General features: G+C 62.8%; 19 protein-coding genes, 1 tRNA gene and 2 pseudogenes. 8 read left to right on the top strand and 14 right to left on the bottom strand.

Annotated features, from left to right (window positions below; genetic code table 11):
• Positions 1–98 precede the first annotated feature (98 nt).
• Positions 99–378 (bottom strand): annotated as a pseudogene (locus A0W34_RS00260) (low affinity iron permease family protein); the annotation flags it as partial.
• Positions 379–442: 64 nt separating this feature from the next.
• The gene (locus A0W34_RS33040; protein WP_087503864.1) at positions 443–598 is read right to left on the bottom strand and encodes a DUF6131 family protein; all 156 of its coding nucleotides are present in this window, start codon (positions 596–598) and stop codon (positions 443–445) included.
• A gap of 235 nt (positions 599–833) precedes the next feature.
• On the opposite strand from A0W34_RS33040, the gene A0W34_RS00250 reads away from it, so the two are divergent.
• On the top strand, positions 834–1,103 hold the full coding sequence (locus A0W34_RS00250; RefSeq protein ID WP_054781729.1) for a DUF7218 family protein: 270 nt from the start codon (positions 834–836) through the stop codon (positions 1,101–1,103).
• A gap of 87 nt (positions 1,104–1,190) precedes the next feature.
• Here A0W34_RS00250 and A0W34_RS00245 read toward each other — a convergent pair whose 3' ends face one another.
• From A0W34_RS00245 to A0W34_RS00235, 3 genes are read right to left on the bottom strand one after another with little or no spacing between them, the layout of a single operon-like run.
• The gene (locus tag A0W34_RS00245) at positions 1,191–1,418 is read right to left on the bottom strand and encodes a DUF6480 family protein (RefSeq protein WP_058037006.1); all 228 of its coding nucleotides are present in this window, start codon (positions 1,416–1,418) and stop codon (positions 1,191–1,193) included.
• A 14-nt stretch (positions 1,419–1,432) separates the two neighbouring features.
• Positions 1,433–2,020 (bottom strand): type 1 glutamine amidotransferase domain-containing protein, encoded by a 588-nt coding sequence (locus A0W34_RS00240; protein ID WP_058036954.1) that lies wholly within the window; start codon positions 2,018–2,020, stop codon positions 1,433–1,435.
• A 46-nt stretch (positions 2,021–2,066) separates the two neighbouring features.
• Complete coding sequence (locus A0W34_RS00235; RefSeq protein WP_058036953.1) at positions 2,067–2,255, bottom strand: hypothetical protein; 189 nt, start codon at positions 2,253–2,255, stop codon at positions 2,067–2,069.
• 617 nt (positions 2,256–2,872) lie between these two features.
• On the opposite strand from A0W34_RS00235, the gene A0W34_RS00225 reads away from it, so the two are divergent.
• Complete coding sequence (locus A0W34_RS00225) at positions 2,873–3,229, top strand: hypothetical protein (protein WP_054781728.1); 357 nt, start codon at positions 2,873–2,875, stop codon at positions 3,227–3,229.
• Positions 3,230–3,654: 425 nt separating this feature from the next.
• Here A0W34_RS00225 and A0W34_RS00220 read toward each other — a convergent pair whose 3' ends face one another.
• The 8 genes and pseudogenes from A0W34_RS00220 to A0W34_RS00195 all read right to left on the bottom strand — a co-directional run.
• Positions 3,655–4,404: a GAF and ANTAR domain-containing protein gene (locus tag A0W34_RS00220; RefSeq protein WP_054781727.1), complete on the bottom strand. Its 750-nt coding sequence runs from the start codon at positions 4,402–4,404 to the stop codon at positions 3,655–3,657.
• Between the two features lie 942 nt (positions 4,405–5,346).
• Entirely contained in the window at positions 5,347–5,910 is a 564-nt protein-coding gene (locus tag A0W34_RS00215; RefSeq protein ID WP_054781726.1) for a recombinase family protein, read from the bottom strand.
• The gene (locus A0W34_RS00210; protein WP_058036950.1) at positions 5,907–6,707 is read right to left on the bottom strand and encodes a Fic/DOC family protein; all 801 of its coding nucleotides are present in this window, start codon (positions 6,705–6,707) and stop codon (positions 5,907–5,909) included. Before A0W34_RS00210 ends, A0W34_RS00215 begins: the two co-directional genes overlap by 4 nt.
• 86 nt (positions 6,708–6,793) lie before the next feature.
• Positions 6,794–6,961, bottom strand: a complete 168-nt coding sequence (locus A0W34_RS33035; protein WP_165638552.1) for a hypothetical protein — start codon at positions 6,959–6,961, stop codon at positions 6,794–6,796.
• A 2-nt stretch (positions 6,962–6,963) separates the two neighbouring features.
• A complete protein-coding gene (locus A0W34_RS00205; protein ID WP_054781723.1) occupies positions 6,964–7,176 on the bottom strand; it encodes a hypothetical protein in 213 nt (70 codons plus the stop codon).
• Positions 7,173–7,349 (bottom strand): hypothetical protein, encoded by a 177-nt coding sequence (locus tag A0W34_RS33030; protein WP_165638551.1) that lies wholly within the window; start codon positions 7,347–7,349, stop codon positions 7,173–7,175. The genes A0W34_RS00205 and A0W34_RS33030 overlap by 4 nt, the downstream gene beginning before the upstream one ends.
• A 14-nt stretch (positions 7,350–7,363) precedes the next feature.
• A complete protein-coding gene (locus A0W34_RS00200) occupies positions 7,364–7,798 on the bottom strand; it encodes a DnaB-like helicase N-terminal domain-containing protein (RefSeq protein WP_232330067.1) in 435 nt (144 codons plus the stop codon).
• A 44-nt stretch (positions 7,799–7,842) separates the two neighbouring features.
• A pseudogene (locus A0W34_RS00195) lies at positions 7,843–8,244 on the bottom strand (DUF2637 domain-containing protein); the annotation flags it as partial.
• Between the two features lie 383 nt (positions 8,245–8,627).
• On the opposite strand from A0W34_RS00195, the gene A0W34_RS00190 reads away from it, so the two are divergent.
• Entirely contained in the window at positions 8,628–8,969 is a 342-nt protein-coding gene (locus A0W34_RS00190; RefSeq protein WP_064688157.1) for a hypothetical protein, read from the top strand.
• Between the two features lie 52 nt (positions 8,970–9,021).
• On the opposite strand, the gene A0W34_RS00185 is transcribed toward A0W34_RS00190, so the two are convergent.
• A tRNA-Leu gene (locus A0W34_RS00185) sits at positions 9,022–9,107 on the bottom strand.
• 254 nt (positions 9,108–9,361) lie between these two features.
• Between A0W34_RS00185 and A0W34_RS00180 the strand changes: the two genes are divergently transcribed.
• The 5 genes from A0W34_RS00180 to A0W34_RS00160 all read left to right on the top strand — a co-directional run bounded on the left by A0W34_RS00180 (position 9,362) and on the right by A0W34_RS00160 (position 15,766).
• A complete protein-coding gene (locus tag A0W34_RS00180; protein WP_081557158.1) occupies positions 9,362–10,780 on the top strand; it encodes a DUF3662 and FHA domain-containing protein in 1,419 nt (472 codons plus the stop codon).
• A 186-nt stretch (positions 10,781–10,966) separates the two neighbouring features.
• Entirely contained in the window at positions 10,967–11,431 is a 465-nt protein-coding gene (locus A0W34_RS00175; protein WP_003943418.1) for an FHA domain-containing protein FhaB/FipA, read from the top strand.
• Positions 11,428–12,852 carry a PP2C family protein-serine/threonine phosphatase gene (locus A0W34_RS00170; protein WP_030536701.1) on the top strand — a complete coding sequence of 475 codons (1,425 nt, stop codon included), beginning with the start codon at positions 11,428–11,430 and terminating at the stop codon, positions 12,850–12,852. The genes A0W34_RS00175 and A0W34_RS00170 overlap by 4 nt, the downstream gene beginning before the upstream one ends.
• Entirely contained in the window at positions 12,852–14,303 is a 1,452-nt protein-coding gene (locus A0W34_RS00165; protein ID WP_007735775.1) for an FtsW/RodA/SpoVE family cell cycle protein, read from the top strand. The genes A0W34_RS00170 and A0W34_RS00165 overlap by 1 nt, the downstream gene beginning before the upstream one ends.
• Positions 14,300–15,766, top strand: a complete 1,467-nt coding sequence (locus A0W34_RS00160; protein ID WP_007735774.1) for a peptidoglycan D,D-transpeptidase FtsI family protein — start codon at positions 14,300–14,302, stop codon at positions 15,764–15,766. Before A0W34_RS00165 ends, A0W34_RS00160 begins: the two co-directional genes overlap by 4 nt.
• The last annotated feature ends 3 nt before the right edge of the window (positions 15,767–15,769 follow it).

The raw sequence follows: 15,769 nt of genomic DNA, 5'->3' as shown, positions 1-15,769 counted from the left end.
TGCTCCCGATTCGATCGTGTGCCCATGAGTTCGGCCTGATCCGGCACTGAATCATAGGTTCTGCAGGCGAAGCGGACGCATACGGTGGACAAGATGGCTCAGGACGCACTTTCGTGATCTTCGAGTCCACCGGCCATGCGTAGTTTCTTTGAGGTCTTTGCCGAGTTCGAGGTGCTCTTTCGAGAGCTGCTTCATCAGGTCGGCGAGGCCGTCTGCGATGGCATTGAGTTTGTGCTGAACGGCGTCGTCGGAGCGTTTCTGGGTGTTTTGGAGCAACGCCACGAGGAGGAATGTGACGATGGTGGTGACGGTGGTGATGATCAGTTGCCAGGTGACGATGGTGCCCAACAGGAAAAATGACGGAGCCCAGAGCACAACCGTGACATGTCAGATGCGCAATGGACGTGAGTTCCGCGGTGACCGAGGGGCCGGCGCCGCAGCGTCAGTAGTAGTGCCGCCGACCACCGACAGCATGTCCGGCGGCGCCGAGCGCGAACAGAACGACCCCGATCACCACGAGAATGATGCCGATCGTCCACAGGATCGAGATGCCAGTCAAGAAGCCGACGATCAACAAGACAATTCCGAGAATGATCATGGACCCTCCTTCGACACGGATCACCCATCGAGGGCGACGTACCCGCTGGTCACAGTCCTCAAACACTTGGAACGGGCTGGGCGCAGGTACGGCCGTGCCTGATGCGACCGACTCCTCGACTGCTTTCGGGTGGTGACACAGGGTGCCTTGTTTTCCGGTTTGATCGTCCACCTCACGGGTAGCACCTGTACGAGACCGGACCCTCAGTTCAAAGGCACAGTGGGAGGACGCACCAGTGGCTCGCCAAGACTCACAACCCCAACTCAAGGATCAGGACCTCTACGAAGAATTACGAAAGAAAGGGGATTCGAAGCAGAAGGCGGCACGGATTTCCAACGCGGCCGCCAATCGTGGGCGGTCGAGTGTGGGTAAATCCGGGGGCAAGTCTTCGCCGTACGAAGACTGGACGGTGGAGGAATTGAAGAAGCGTGCCAAAGAGCTGGATCTTCACGGTTATTCGAAACTCAAGAAGAGCGAACTGATCGATACCCTCCGAAATCACTGAACCTCGCCCTTGGCGTCAGGTCCACTCCGACACTCGGCTTCTGTGTACGAATCGCCATGCGACACCGCTCGGTCCGAAGCGCAGAAATCATGCCAGTATGGCCACCGCGGCGATGACGAAAACGATGACAACCAACGCGACCGCGACCATCGCTGCAATTCCTGTTCCTGGAAAGCGTTTGACGGTCGCGGGTTCGGGTTCGGACAATCCCGACGTCTGGGGAGCATCGGGCGGGGTGCTCCCCGGCTTGACCCCGCCTCCGGGTTCCAGGTCAGGGGTATTGTCCGGATCTGGTTCGGGCGGTGTAGAAGTCACGATGTTCCTCCCGGTCAACTTCCCTCGGAAGTCGTCGTCGATGCCTGGGACTGCCGGAGCGTGTCGGTCAGTGTCGCGCAGAACGCCGGCAGATCATCGGGGTTGCGGCTCGATATCAACGTATTCGGTCCTGAAGTACAGACCACGACTTCTTCGTCCACCCACGTGCCGCCGGCGTTCGTGATGTCGGTGCGCAAACTAGGCCACGACGTCAGCGTGCGACCGGCGACCACGCCGGCTTCGACCAGCGTCCACGGTCCGTGGCAGATCACTGCGACAGGCTTCCCGGCGTCGAAGAAACTCCGGGCGAACGCCACCGCCCCTGGATTCACACGAAGGAAATCAGGGTTGGCCACACCACCGGGTAGGACGAGTGCGTCGTATTCCGACCACTTCGCCGACTCGACCACCGCATCCACGTCGAAGACGTCAGCTTTGTCGAGATGATTGAATGCCTGAATAGTTCCGGATTTTGTCGAAACAATCGACGGCTGAGCGTGTTCGGCAACCAACGCATCCCACGGGTCCGTCAACTCGATTTGTTCGACTCCCTCCGTCGCCACGAGGAATGCCACTTTCTTTCCTGCGAGTAGTCGACTCATGCTTGAACGTCCTCCCTCATCTTCGTCACAACCGTCGAGCGACTGCTCAGCTGGATGCGCCCTCGGTGTCGTCGAAGAACGACCATTCACCGTCATGCTGGACTTCCATGCGCCATCCCAGTTCCGAGTTGTCGGCGCGGGCATCGACGAACCAGGCATGCGCATCGTCAGCGCTGTCGATCTCGCGCGTCGCGGTGACGTCGCCTGCAGGATTGATCACTCTGTAAGTAGCCATTCGGGTCGGCTTCCCCAGCCGATGCTTCTTCAATCATCGACTGCGACGACGGCGTATCAACCCGTACCGTCACCATGGACGCTCAGGCGCTGACCCCGCGCGTCGTACGCCGACTGTACGGTTCACACACGAAGTGCGCGAGGCGATCAGAGAGGTCGCTGGTATGCGACCTGAGCCGTCAGAAACAGATTTACGACTTGGGGATCCCCGCATCTCCCCGATACGCAAACCGTCGACGATCATCTCGAGCCGAAGAGCGAAGCCATCGGAAGTCCAGACACATCACCACACCCATGCCGATACTCAGCATCACAAGCAACAGAACAACATTCAGCACCGTGCATCCACCCTTCTATGAGGCCGGCTCTCAGGCCGCCGTCACGCCGCGAAACGCAGCGGGCTTCCATTCGTGCCTGCGGAGGCCGTGGAATCCTTGGCACACGGCAAGTCTCCGACATCTCTTGCCACACGGCGGTCTTCGAAAGGTGCGATTCCCACGATCTCGCGCCACCACCTTTCGTGCTCTTCAGACTCCGTCCACGACGCGACATCCACCACAAGCCCTCCTTCACCGACCCCCGATTTGTTACCCAGCTCACGCACTGAGGAAACGTGACGTGGCAATGACCGTGCGCTCTGGGAGATCCGCGCGGTTGCAGGACGTCAACGAACTCGGCTGGGAAGAAGTTCAGTCGTCGGCGCCGAGGCCTTGGGGAACTGGACGATCGCATTCGTTCCGACGACGACCTGCCGGCACCGACGACGACCTGGTGGTGCCACTGACGGTGGGGTGTCAAGCACTCACACACTCGTCGAGCAATGTCGCAGCTAGCTCCTCGTTCATCCTGTGGCAGAACGGAGTTCGCGCAAGGCAATTTATGGAAGCCTTCTCCGCCGAACTCGATACCCTATGGCCGGCACCCGAGGAATATCTGCTCGAACAATCGATCTCCCCGCTCGACGACCAGCGCTGAACTCCGAGCGCGTCCGTGGCTCGGTAACGAGGCGTCTGTTGCCGAGGAGCCTGCTTTGTCACCGAACCAACGGTTCTCGATTCGCTACGAACGGGCTCTGCCGGACGGGGATGGGAGTCGACGTCCGGCAGAACAACAGTCCCGAGCCAGCACAGACCGGGACGATTCTCACCCTGCACCCGATCGGCTGAAAGTACCAGCCCTCACCGGACTGAAATGCGACACGTGTGATGCAGTGCTCTCTCATTGGTTTCGGAACCCAGACAGTTCCGGCCCCACAACGAGGGTGCGGTGTGTGTGCCGATCGTAGGGTGGCCCAGCGGCAGGTCGGAGGAGTCACACCTCACATCAACCGATCAGCACGACCCCGGACGCGGACCCTCGCACGCTCATTGCCCGGCATCGGCGAGGGCTTGTCATCATCTCTAGGTGATGCGCACACTCGCCAGCAGATCCTCTGCCACCGCCCGCAGTTTCGTGTTGGTGCGTTGGGATCTCTCGACCAGCATCGCGAACGCCGCATCCGCATCGACACCGTGGACCGCCATCAACACCCCCTTCGCCTGATCGATCACCGCCCGCGAATCGAGAGCACGCTCGAGCTGCAGAGCCAACTGCCGGGCACCCCGGTAACGTTCGGTACTGCCGATCGCATACCCAGCGGCAGTGGTGAACAAATTCATCAACGCCACCTCAGAACGAGCGAACCCGTCCGCACGGCTGCCGTACACGTTGACCGCACCCGCACGCACCCCGGGCTCGAGCGCAGGCAACGGAATCGACAGGAAACTCTGCACCCCGAATCGCCGGGCCTCGGACGCCAGACCCGGCCACCGCTCACTGGCAGTCGTGCGGTCCGCCACCACGATCTGCTCGCTCTCCGCGGCCTCGATACACGGACCCGCCCACGACCGATACTGCAGCTCGTCTACTATGACGACCTCACGGGACGTGCGCGCCGCCGTCGACGCAGCACCCTCCTCATCGAGAACCGTCACCCCCGCCATGTCCGCATCCTCGATCAACTCCACCGCATGCTCACACAACCGGTTCAGATACTTCTCGATGTGACCGGCCGGATTCAACACCCGATACAGATCCTGCAACGCTTCGGCAGCCGCATCGAGCGGAGGAAACCACCCATCACCGACAGCAGCGCTTCGTACGACATCCATCCCACACCTCACACGCACTCCCACGAGACCGTGACGGCACACGACGAAAATGGGCAAAACCCCGATCTCCACTTGTCAACAACTCACGAATGCCCGAACACACCACCACCAAACCCCACCACGACGCCGCGGTCCCGCCGCACCAGCAACCCGAACCAAAGGGTGGTTCGCCGGCGCCGAGGTGTGAGCGCCGACGCCAGCGAACCCGATGCGCATCCCGGCACTGCCCGTACCAGGATGCCCCATTTCGGGGCTGACCCACCCCCGGCGAGCGGACAGCCGGAAGGCAGGTCGTCTGCGCGGCGCCCCGAAATCCTTTTCGAGTGCTCCCGATACCGCAACCCAGAGGTATCCCACACACCACCAACGCAAACCCGCCCCGACCACAGACCTTCAACGGTATGGGGAAACGCCGCAACGCCACATCCATGCGGACCCACTACCGACCAGACGCACCTACGTAGCCAAGATCGCCGGTCTGCGCCTCCCCACACCTGTAGTGGCTACACGGAGTACAAACAGCTGTCGGCTTCACCCTCCTCGGACGGTTCTGCGGACGATTCTGCAATCACACGTCGACATCGAACGTCGCATCATCTTCCTCGACTCCGGACGGCTCCCCGTCCCGAAGTCCTCCTCCAGCCTCGCGGAGCACCCTTCCAACAGCGAATTACATCGCGGTTCAGCGCTAAAGTCTCCGTGTCTCCGTTCCAACGAGACGGAGACGAACGCGTAGCCTTCATGATTAGGCTCACTGGCGGGTGCAGTCGGTGGCCCACAAACTGTTGAGGAGCTTCGGTCGGTATCAGTCTCGGTCAGTCCACCGTGATCGAGCCCCTCAACCTCCGAGAGGACACTCACCGAGCCAACCGGTACCATCGGTATTCGTAGAGACTGCAACAAGATTCACAACTGAACTACCGTCTTCCGAAAAAGATCGAGCTATTGGATGGCCGTCAGGAGTGCACGGCCGACAGAGGACCGACCGACGCCCAGTGTCGAAGCGATGGAGTCAAGACTCCTCCCTTGCTCGCGCAGTGCACGGGCGAGTTCAGTGCGTTCCGGGGTCATGACAGTCGGCCGGCCGCCGCGTCGACCTTGACGTCGGGCGGCTTCGAGGCCGGCGTGGGTACGTTCGACGATCATGCGGCGTTCCATTTGGGCAAGGGCTGCCATGATGTGGAAGAGAAATTCGCCGCCTGCGGTGGTGGTATCGAATCCTTCTGTGAGGGAACGGAATGCGATGCCGCGCTCACCGAGGTTGTGAACGGTGTCGATGACGTGGCGGACGGATCGTCCGAGCCTGTCGAGTTTCCAGACGACGAGGACATCACCGTCGTGGTCACGTAGGTAGTTCAGGCATTCGGTGAGCTGGGGGCGCTGCGTTTTGGAGCCGGATTCGTAGTCGGTGAAGATGCGGATCGCTCCGGCTTGGCGGAGTGCGTGTTCTTGCAGTTCGGGGTTTTGTTCGAGGGTGGAGACGCGGGCGTATCCGATGATGCTCACAGTCTCGGTCCTTCTGGTCTGCTGCTGTGTTGTGGGATGGTGCGGCTGTTCATGAGTTGGTGGTCGACCTCGGGGCTCCAGTGGGTGTGAAACTTGGTGGTGTCGAGGTCGGCTAGTTCCGGTTCCGGAGCGGCCGGCTTGGGGGCTGGCCGGATCTCGGTCGTCTGTGGGTCATGTTGTGGTGCTTCGGGTTTGATCTGGCTCGCCCAGGTATAGGTCTGTTCGGGCATGGTGTCGTGGTGCTCGATCATCGCCTGCCAGTGCTCGGGGAACGTCATGACGTTCTCGCGGGGTGCGGTGGCGATGGAGTCCATGGGCACTTCGGTGACAGGTTTGATCGCGGGTCGTAGGACGTCGGCGAGGATGGTTCCGCCGTCGATGTAGGCGAAGTTGCGGGCGGCTTGGACGGCGTCGGCGCTGAGTTCGCGCCATTCGATTGCCCATCCGACGTCGCGTGCGAGTTGGTCGAAGAAAACCCTTTGGGTGCGGGAGTTTCCGTCGACGAACGGGTGGACACTGGTGAGATCTCCCCAGTGTCCGGCGAGGTCCTGGACGAACGCTTCGTGGCTGTGGTGGTTGACGTAGACGCCGCTGTTGATGTCGGTGAACACTCGGTCGAGTTCGCCTGGGATGGCGGCGGGTGGGTCGTGGAGGATGCCGAGATCGCCTGGCGCGGTGTCGATGGTGCGGATTTCACCGGCCCATTCGTACAGGTCGCCGAGTAGGTGCCGGTGGATTGCTTGCAGGTGCGCGAAGTCGAAGTGTCCGTCGATCGGGTTCGCTGCCAATTCCGCCATTCGTGATCTCGTTGTTCATGGCGTTCCTTTCTGTCGTTTCCGGCGATTGTGCCTGGTAGCTCCGACACGGACCTACGGACGGGTTTTCAGAACAGAGTGTTTTGGGTTTGTGCGGCGGCGTTGTCGGTGCGTTTCTCGTAGGCGGTTGCGAGGGTTTGCGCGGTGGTGGGGCTGCATCCCATTTCGGTGCCGATGTCGTCCCAGCTGGCTCCGTGGTGGTGCAGTTGCCAGGCATCGTGTTCGTCGTCGCTCACGTTCAACCCTCCTCTTCGGCGGGTGTCTTGAGTTCTCGGCGGAGGCGTAGGGCTACGACGTAGTGGTAGACGGCAAGCCCGAGGAGGCTTGTTCCGGCGATGAGTGAAATGGTTGTTCCGCCGGTGAGGAAGATGATGCCTACGGCGAGGCTGATCAGCGCGACGACGGTGTGCGCTTTCCAGCCGGGTTTGCTGGTGTCTTTTTCGGTCGTCATGGTCGATTCCCTTTGTCGTTTGGGGCTTTTCGGAGGCTGGCGGCTTTGGTGAAGCTGTAGACGGAGGCGGCGAGGGCGATGATTCCGGCGGTGATCATGTGTTTGGTGCCGATGGTGAAGTCCAGGGCTGCGACGGCGAGCGCGAGGACTCCGAAGATGCTGTGTTTCAACACTCTCGGTTTGTTAGTCATGGGCGGCCTTCGCGGATGGCTGCGAGGCGTTGGGAGGCTGCGCGGCGTTCGCGGCCGATGCTGAGCAGGTGTTCGAACAGTTGGTCTTCGGGGAGTTCTTCGGCGGCTTGGGCGAGGGATCGTGCTGCTTCGCGGAATCCGCGCCGGTAGGCCTGGATGAGGACTGCGGCAATCTTGTGCTCGAGTTCAGCGGACGGGACGCCGATGGTGCTGATGTCGGTGAGTGCTTTGGTGAGTTGTTTCCCGAGGTGCCCGCTGGTGCGTCCTTCCTGCTGCAAGGTGGCGAAGACATGGGCACTGTTGTGCGGTTTGCCGGAAGTGACTAGCTCCTCGATGGCGGTGAACAGTGCCGCGTTCACGGGCCGGTAGAAGTCTGCGCTGGTCAGAGCTGCGACGGCACGTTTCGCGCTCTCAGCCGGCGCCCAGAGCAGCGAGCACAGGAGTTGAGCCTCGACGTCGAGGGCGGTGCTGTACTCGCGAGGGGACTGAACCCGAGGTCTCCCCCACCGACGATGAACTGCCGTGCGGCGATTGCTGCGTGATAGGCGTGGTACGCGTTTCCGAGGATGCTGATCACGACAACGCTGACTGCAAGCGCTATGTAGAAGCCTCTGTCGCGTTTGTTCATGTTGAGCTTGCTGATGATGACGATGGCGATGGCGATGGTCGCGCCGAGGATTGCACTGTCGACGATCGCCGGGAAAATCCAGGTCAGGTGTTCGGGGATCAGCGCTTGCCTTGCAAGGTCGCGTTGTACGGCGAAGGAAAGTACGAATGCGCCGGTGGTGATGCCGAGTGCAATGACGATCGCGAGTGCGAGTGCGGCGAGCAATGCGCCTAGCTGGATACGGGCAGCCCGGAGGCTAAAGTCGTTCATGATCGGGTTTTTCCTTCCAAAGGTTCCCGGTCTGGAGCTTCGCCGGGTTGCCTCCTTGTGGGACCCCCATTTAGCTTTCCGTGTATGTCCGCATCTACGGATATACGTACATACGAAAAGGGTCAGCGTCGAGCGAGAACGTCACGTTTTACCCGTTACTGAGGGTTCGTCGGCCAACAGACGTTCAACCAAGACGACAAGAATCTCCTGGGCAGTCACCCGGGCAAGTCCCAAGTCTCTGACTGCTGGGAACGACGAAGCACTTCGTGCCGAACCACTCCGCCATGGGGTGAATGTCCGTTATCTTCCTCGGCAGTAGTTGCAATCTCCTGGCTGCTCGGCGTCCACGCACGGATGCTGTCACCACGAAAGGGAGCACATCTGTGAATGGACTCGAAACGCCTACTCGTTTGTCCCGAACCACCGCCGCCCTCGGCGTTGGCGCGCTCGCTGCCGCGATCACCTTCGGCAGTGCAGTGGGTACTGCATCAGCCGACACTCCGGTCGTCGACTTCGGCAGTATCTCTTTCGCGGTGACCAACGGTCCCGGCAACACCATCTACGACATCAACGCCATCATCAATCTCCCGCCCGGCACACTGCCGCCAGGGATGATGACCCCTCAGATCACTGCGCCCGCCGCGGCCCCTCAACCAGTCGGCGACCCGTTTGCGGGCACCGCATTGGACTTCGTTCTGAGCTTCATTCAGGCTGCGGCCAGTTAGCCGACAACAAAAAAACGAGGCCCCAACTCAAAGGAGTTAGGGCCTCGTCTTGTGGTGGGCGAAGGGGGACTTGAACCCCCACGTCCCGAAGGACACTGGCACCTGAAGCCAGCGCGTCTGCCATTCCGCCACTCGCCCGAGCAACGCCGAAACATTATCACGACAAACTTTGAAAGTTCTATTCGTGCAGCTCAGGGCACGAATCGATGAACACCGAGCACCCGAAAGCCCAGAACCGATACCATGCTGAAACAGCGGCCAGGTACTGCCGAAGCGTCATTTGACAGTACCGTGGAACCTGTACAGCAGTTTGGACGACACGCGACAAGGCGGTGCCGGCGCTACTTGCCGAGCATTTTGCTGTCGTAGATGCGAGGCGAGAGGAGGGCCCGATGGGCATCGTGCAGCGTTTCGAACGAAAGCTCCAAGGAGCTGTCGGCGACGCATTCGCGCGGGTCTTCGGTGGTGGTGTTGTGCCGCAGGAAGTAGAGGCGGCGCTCCAGCAGGAGGCACGTGACCGCGTCGAGCACCTCGGCGGCGGAATCCTTCTCGCCCCCAACAACTACGTGATCACCATCAACAACTCCGATCACGAAGAGCTGGCAGCAGATCGCGAACTGACGACAAAAGCTTTCAGCCGACACCTGCAGGATTTCATCCGCGATCAGGGTTGGCAGACGTACGGCGACATCTCGGTCACCTTCGAGCCTTCGCCTACGCTCCACACCGGTCAGTTCCGCACCCGCGGAACCGTCGACCCGGATGGTGACGCCGAGCAGGCATCACCGCTGTCGCATGTTCCGCAGGTTTCGTCGCGGCCTCCACAACGGCCGCCTCAGCGACCCGCACCGATTGTTCCCCCTGTTTCCAATCCAGTCCCGTCACAACCAGGAGCCGGCCCCATGACGCAGAACTCAGGCTACGAACCAAGCCGCGAACCGGCGGGTCGCCAGCCCGAACCGCAGCAGCCGGCACGGAACGGGTACTCCCACGACGACGGCGGTTACGCCGCTCCGCAGGGCCAGGAAGCGCCGTACCAGAACGGTTACGACCGCGGCGACGGTTACCGAACAGGCGACGACCAGCAGGGCTACAACCAGCAGCAGGGTGGCTACGACCAGCAGGCGTACCCGAATCAGCAGCAGCCGTACGAGCAGGCCGGTTACGACCAGCAGGGCTATGACCAGCAGGGCGGCGGTTACGACCAGCAGGGTTACCAGCAGCAGCCGTACGATCAGCAGGGCTACGGCCAGCAGGCGTACCAGGGTGGGTACGACCAGCAGGGCTACCAGCAGGGCGGCTACGACCAGCAGGGCTACCAGCAGCCGTACAACGGCCAGTCCTACGATCAGCCGGGCTACGACCAGCAGAGCTACCAGCAGAGCGGCTACGACCAGCAGGCGTACACACAGCAGCCGTACGAGCAGGCCGGCTACGAGCAGGGCGGCAACTTCGAGCAGACGCAGGCCTACCCGCAGCAGGGTTACGCCCAGCCGCAGGGCGGTTACGCACCGACGGCCCAGAGCCTGACGGCAACCCTGCAGCTCGAGGACGGCAGCGGACGCCACTTCCAGCTTCGCGACGGCAGTAATGTCATCGGCCGCGGCCAGGAAGCTCAGTTCCGCCTCCCGGACACGGGCGTCTCACGTCGCCACATCGACATCCGTTGGGACGGCCGCACCGCGATGCTGTCCGATTTGGGATCCACGAACGGCACCACCGTCAACGGCGCACCGGTCCAGGACTGGCAGCTGGCAGACGGCGACATCATTCGTGCAGGTCACTCGGAGATTCTGGTTCGCATTCTCTGAGCTGAGAAACGGACGCCAGGATTTTTCCGATAACAATCGAACATTCGGCGGTCCGTCGGCGCGCCGCCGTCACGCGGCTGTCAGTATCGTGATCTTCGGGGCCCAGAGCCCCCTATGATGCTGCCAGTCGACAATGCTCGAACCCCGCTGCGGCGGGGCTCGAGCCATAGAAGGAGGTGGACAGCCGTGCAGGGCCTGATTCTGCAACTCACACGGGCGGGCTTCCTGCTCCTACTGTGGCTGTTCGTCTGGGCAGTCCTCCGCACTCTCCGCTCCGACATCTATGCCGGCTCCGGGGTCAGGGTTCCGCCGCGGTACACCCGCGCCGGAAAGGTCCTGCCCTCGCTGGGCAAGGCGAAGGTGCCTCGGTACCTGGTGGTCACGCAGGGCGCCCTCGCCGGTACCCGCATCACCCTGGGTTCACAGCCGGTCATGATCGGCCGCGCCGACGATTCGACGCTCGTTCTCACCGACGATTACGCGTCGACGCGCCATGCGCGGCTCTCGCAGCGCGGCGCTGACTGGTACGTCGAGGATCTCGGTTCGACCAACGGCACCTATCTGGACCGCGCCAAGGTCACCACTGCGGTGCGCGTGCCGCTGGGCACTCCGGTTCGCGTCGGCAAGACGGTAATCGAGCTACGCCCGTGACCCTTGTTCTCCGCTACGCGGCGCGCAGCGACCGCGGTCTCGTGCGCTCCAACAACGAAGATTCCGTGTACGCCGGTGCACGCCTGTTGGCTTTGGCCGACGGTATGGGCGGACACGCGGCCGGTGAGGTCGCGTCGCAGTTGATGATTGCCGCTCTGGCGCATCTCGACGACGACGAGCCCGGCGAGGATCTGCTCGGCAAGCTCGAGGCAGCCACCCGTGAGGGCAACGATTCCATCGCCGATCATGTCGAGGAAGAACCCGAACTCGACGGCATGGGCACCACGCTCACCGCGATCCTCTTCTCCGGCAGCAAGCTCGGCCTCGTGCATATCGGCGACTCGCGCGCCTACCTGCTGCGCGACGACCACCTGACGCAGATCACCCGCGACGACACTTTCGTGCAGTCGTTGGTCGACGAGGGCAGGATCACCGCCGAACAGGCACACACGCACCCGCAGCGATCCCTGATCATGCGGGCGTTGACCGGCAACGAGATCGAGCCGACGCTCACCGTGCGCGAAGCCCGCGCCGGCGATCGTTACCTGCTCTGCTCCGACGGCCTCTCCGATGTGGTCAGCGACGAGACCATCGAGAACACGATGCGCGAGGGCTCGCAGGAGCAGTGCGCCGACCGTCTCATCGAATTGGCGCTGCGCAGCGGCGGTCCCGACAACGTCACTGTCGTCGTCGCCGATGTCATCGACCTCGATTACGGCCAGTCGCATCCCATCGTCGCGGGCGCCGCGTCGACGGAAGAGGAAGAGGACGCCCCTCCCCCCAACACCGCTGCCGGCCGCGCCGCTGCCATGCGTCCGCCGCGCGCGACGCCCAAGCGAGTTGTCTCCCAACCCGAACCGGAACCGAAGAAGAAGCGGAACCGGTTGTGGTGGGTGGTCCTCGCCGTGGTGCTGATCGCGCTGGTCGGCGTCGGCGCCGTGATCGGCCGCGCCGTCATCCGCAACAACTACTACGTCGGCGAAGACAACGGCCGCGTGACGGTGCTGCGCGGAATCCCCGGTTCGGTGCTCGGTTATTCGCTGCAAGACGCGGATCTGGTGGGTTGCGTCGGCGACGACGACGTCCTCACCCTCGTCTCCCCCGACGCGATTCCCAGCAACTGCAACATCCTCGAGGTGACGGATCTGCAGCCGTCGGCGCAGGAGCAGGTGCGCGCCGGGCTGCCGTCCGGCAAGCGTGAAGATGCGCAGAGCCAGATGATCCGTCTCATCGGCGGCGATCTGCTGCCTCGTTGTGAGCCGGTTCCGACGACGACGGCCACGCCCACTCCCCCGCCGGCACCGGAGACCACGCCGCCCCCCGCACCGCCCGGGGAGCCTGCTGCGCCGACGACGGCGGCACCCACGACTACGCCGACGCCGACCGACATTCCCGGTCAGACTTGCAGGACGGTCAACTGATGTCGTCCAACGCAGCTGCGGGGACGGCTTTTCCGAGTCCGCCCGGAGGTTTTGCCCCGGCGCCGGTCCAGTCGACCCGTCGAAACATGGAGCTGCTGCTCCTGGGCTTTGCCGTCATCATCACGACGGTCTCGCTTCTGCTCGTCGAGGCGAGCCAGGAACAGAAGATCACTCTCGATCTGGCCAAGTACGCGCTCGCGTACACGGGCTTGTTCCTGATCGCGCACTTGGCAATTCGGCGGTATGCGCCGTACGCCGATCCGCTGTTGCTGCCGATCGTCGCCCTGCTCAACGGCCTCGGGTTGGTGCTCATCCACCGACTCGACCTCGCCGACGAACAGACAGCGCTCTACAACGGCGTCGAGGCACCGTCACCGGATGCGAACCAGCAGGTCATGTGGACTGCATTGGCGATCACCGGTTTCGTGCTGCTGCTCGTGTTCTTGAAGGACTACCGCCTGATGGCGCGGTTCAGCTACACACTCGGCCTCGCAGGCCTGGTGTTCCTGGCGATTCCCGCGATCCTGCCGGCGAAGTTCTCGAGCGTGAACGGCGCAAAAATCTGGATTCGCCTGCCCGGATTCAGCATTCAGCCAGGTGAGTTCGCGAAGATCCTGCTCATCATCTTCTTCGCGTCAGTGCTCGTCGCCAAGCGCGACCTGTTCACCTCGGCCGGTAAACACTTCCTAGGCATGGACTTTCCGCGTGCCCGCGACCTCGGCCCGATCCTGCTCGCCTGGATCGTCTCGGTGGGCGTGCTCGTCTTCGAAACCGACCTCGGTACGTCGCTGCTGCTCTTCAGCACCGTGCTGGTGATGCTCTACATCGCGACCGAGCGTGTGGGCTGGCTGGTGATCGGCGGCGGACTGCTCGCCATCGGATTCTTCTTCGCCTACAAGATGTTCGGACACGTGCGCGTTCGCGTCGACACCTGGCTGGACCCGCTCGGCGACTACGCCAATACCGGTTATCAGATCTCGCAATCGCTGTTCGGCCTGGCCACCGGTGGTATCGCCGGAACAGGTCTGGGCAGCGGCCGCCCCAACCAGGTGCCGTTCGCGAAGACGGACTTCATCATCGCGACCATCGGCGAAGAGCTCGGCCTGATCGGCCTGGCCGCTGTGCTGATGCTGTTCCTGCTCCTCATCGTGCGCGGCCTGCGTACGGCGTTGGCCGTGCGCGACAGCTTCGGCAAACTGCTCGCCGCCGGTCTGTCGTTCACGATCGCGATCCAGATTTTTGTCGTCGTCGGCGGCGTCACCAAGCTGATCCCGCTGACGGGTCTGACAACACCGTTCATGTCGTACGGCGGCTCGTCGCTGCTCGCGAACTACCTACTGCTGGCCATCCTCGTCCGGATCTCGGACGCGGCTCGTGCGCCGGTAGTGACGAAGAAGAAAGGTCCGCCCCCAATCGCTGACGCCAATACCGAGATGATGCCGCGCGTATGAACACTCCACTGCGCCGCGTCGCGATGGCCGTCATGGTGATGGTCGTCGCGCTCCTCGCCAACGCCACGTACGTACAGGTCATCAAAGCTGACGACCTGCGAGCCGACCCGCGCAACTCGCGGGTGCTGCTCGACGAGTACTCACGCCAGCGAGGTCAGATCTCGGCTTCCGGTCAGGTGCTTGCCGCCTCCCGCGCCACCGACGACCGGTACAAGTACCTGCGCGAGTATCCGAATCCGTACCCGTACGCACCGGTCACGGGCTTCTACTCGATGCAGTACGGCAGCGCCGGCCTCGAGCGCACCGAGGATCCGATTCTCAACGGCTCGGACAACCGGTTGTTCAGCCAGCGCTTCTTCGACCTTGTGTCCGGACGCGATCCGCGCGGCGGCAACGTCGTCACGACGCTCAATCCGGCGATGCAACAGGTGGCGTACGACCAGCTGACCAGTAAGGGTTACACCGGTTCCGTCGTCGCCATCGAGCCGAGCACCGGACGCATCCTGACGATGGTCAGCACTCCGAGCTACGACCCGAACCTGCTTGCCAGCCACGACGGCGCCGAAACCACGAAGGCGTGGGACGAGCTCAATGCCGATCCCAACGATCCGCTGGTCAACCGCGCGATCTCGCAGACCTACCCGCCCGGCTCGACGTTCAAGGTGCTCACCACGGCCGCAGCTCTTGGCAACGGTGCGACGCCGGACGACCAGCTGACCGCGGCTCCGCAGATCACGCTGCCCGGCACCAGCACGACCCTCGAGAACTACAACGGCAGCACGTGCGGCCCCAACCCGACGGCGTCGTTGCGCGACGCGTTTGCGCGCTCGTGCAACACGGCGTTCGTCGAACTGGGCATCAAAGACGGCGCCGACGCCATCAAGGACGAGGCCAGCGCCTTCGGTATCGGACCCAACACTCCCGCGATCCCGCTGCCGGTTGCAGACAGCACGGTCGGCGACATCTCCGACGACGCGGCCCTCGGCCAGACCAGTATCGGCCAGCGCGACGTCGCGGTGACCCCGCTCGAGAACGCAGTGATCGCCGCTACCGTCGCCAACGGTGGTGTGCGGATGCAGCCCAACCTGATCTCCCAGTTGCAGGCACCCGATCTGACCGATCTCAGTACGCCGTCACCGGTGTCGATGGGTCAGGCGATCTCGCCGGCAGTTGCGGCCACGCTGACCGATCTGATGATCGGCTCGGAGAACTTCACCGGCGGCGACGGCAAGATCCCCGGCGTTCAGATCGCGTCCAAGACCGGTACCGCCGAGCACGGCGTGAATCCGCGGGAAACTCCGCCGCACGCCTGGTACATCGCTTTTGCACCGGCGCAGAATCCGACGGTCGCCGTGGCCGTCATCGTCGAGAACGGTGGTGACCGCGGACTTGCCGCTACCGGTGGCTCGGTTGCTGCGCCGATCGGTCGTGCAGTCATCGCAGCCGGAATCCAAGGGGGCTGAACC

The organism is Rhodococcus sp. BH4, assembly GCF_002079265.1.
Taxonomy (GTDB): Bacteria; Actinomycetota; Actinomycetes; order Mycobacteriales; family Mycobacteriaceae; genus Rhodococcus_F; species Rhodococcus_F qingshengii.
Note: the sequence above shows the minus strand (reverse complement) of the source record. Positions and strands in the feature narration are given on the sequence as shown.

Excerpts from the sequence above, each read along its gene's own strand:
- A0W34_RS33040 (WP_087503864.1), bottom strand. The coding sequence starts at position 598 with ATGATCATTCTCGGAATTGTCTTGTTGATCGTCGGCTTCTTGACTGGC.
- A0W34_RS00240 (WP_058036954.1), bottom strand. The coding sequence starts at position 2,020 with ATGAGTCGACTACTCGCAGGAAAGAAAGTGGCATTCCTCGTGGCGACG.
- A0W34_RS00235 (WP_058036953.1), bottom strand. The coding sequence starts at position 2,255 with ATGGCTACTTACAGAGTGATCAATCCTGCAGGCGACGTCACCGCGACG.
- A0W34_RS00220 (WP_054781727.1), bottom strand. The coding sequence starts at position 4,404 with ATGGATGTCGTACGAAGCGCTGCTGTCGGTGATGGGTGGTTTCCTCCG.
- A0W34_RS00210 (WP_058036950.1), bottom strand. The coding sequence starts at position 6,707 with ATGGCGGAATTGGCAGCGAACCCGATCGACGGACACTTCGACTTCGCG.
- A0W34_RS00205 (WP_054781723.1), bottom strand. The coding sequence starts at position 7,176 with ATGACGACCGAAAAAGACACCAGCAAACCCGGCTGGAAAGCGCACACC.
- A0W34_RS00180 (WP_081557158.1), top strand. The coding sequence starts at position 9,362 with ATGGGCATCGTGCAGCGTTTCGAACGAAAGCTCCAAGGAGCTGTCGGC.
- A0W34_RS00165 (WP_007735775.1), top strand. The coding sequence starts at position 12,852 with ATGTCGTCCAACGCAGCTGCGGGGACGGCTTTTCCGAGTCCGCCCGGA.
- A0W34_RS00160 (WP_007735774.1), top strand. The coding sequence starts at position 14,300 with ATGAACACTCCACTGCGCCGCGTCGCGATGGCCGTCATGGTGATGGTC.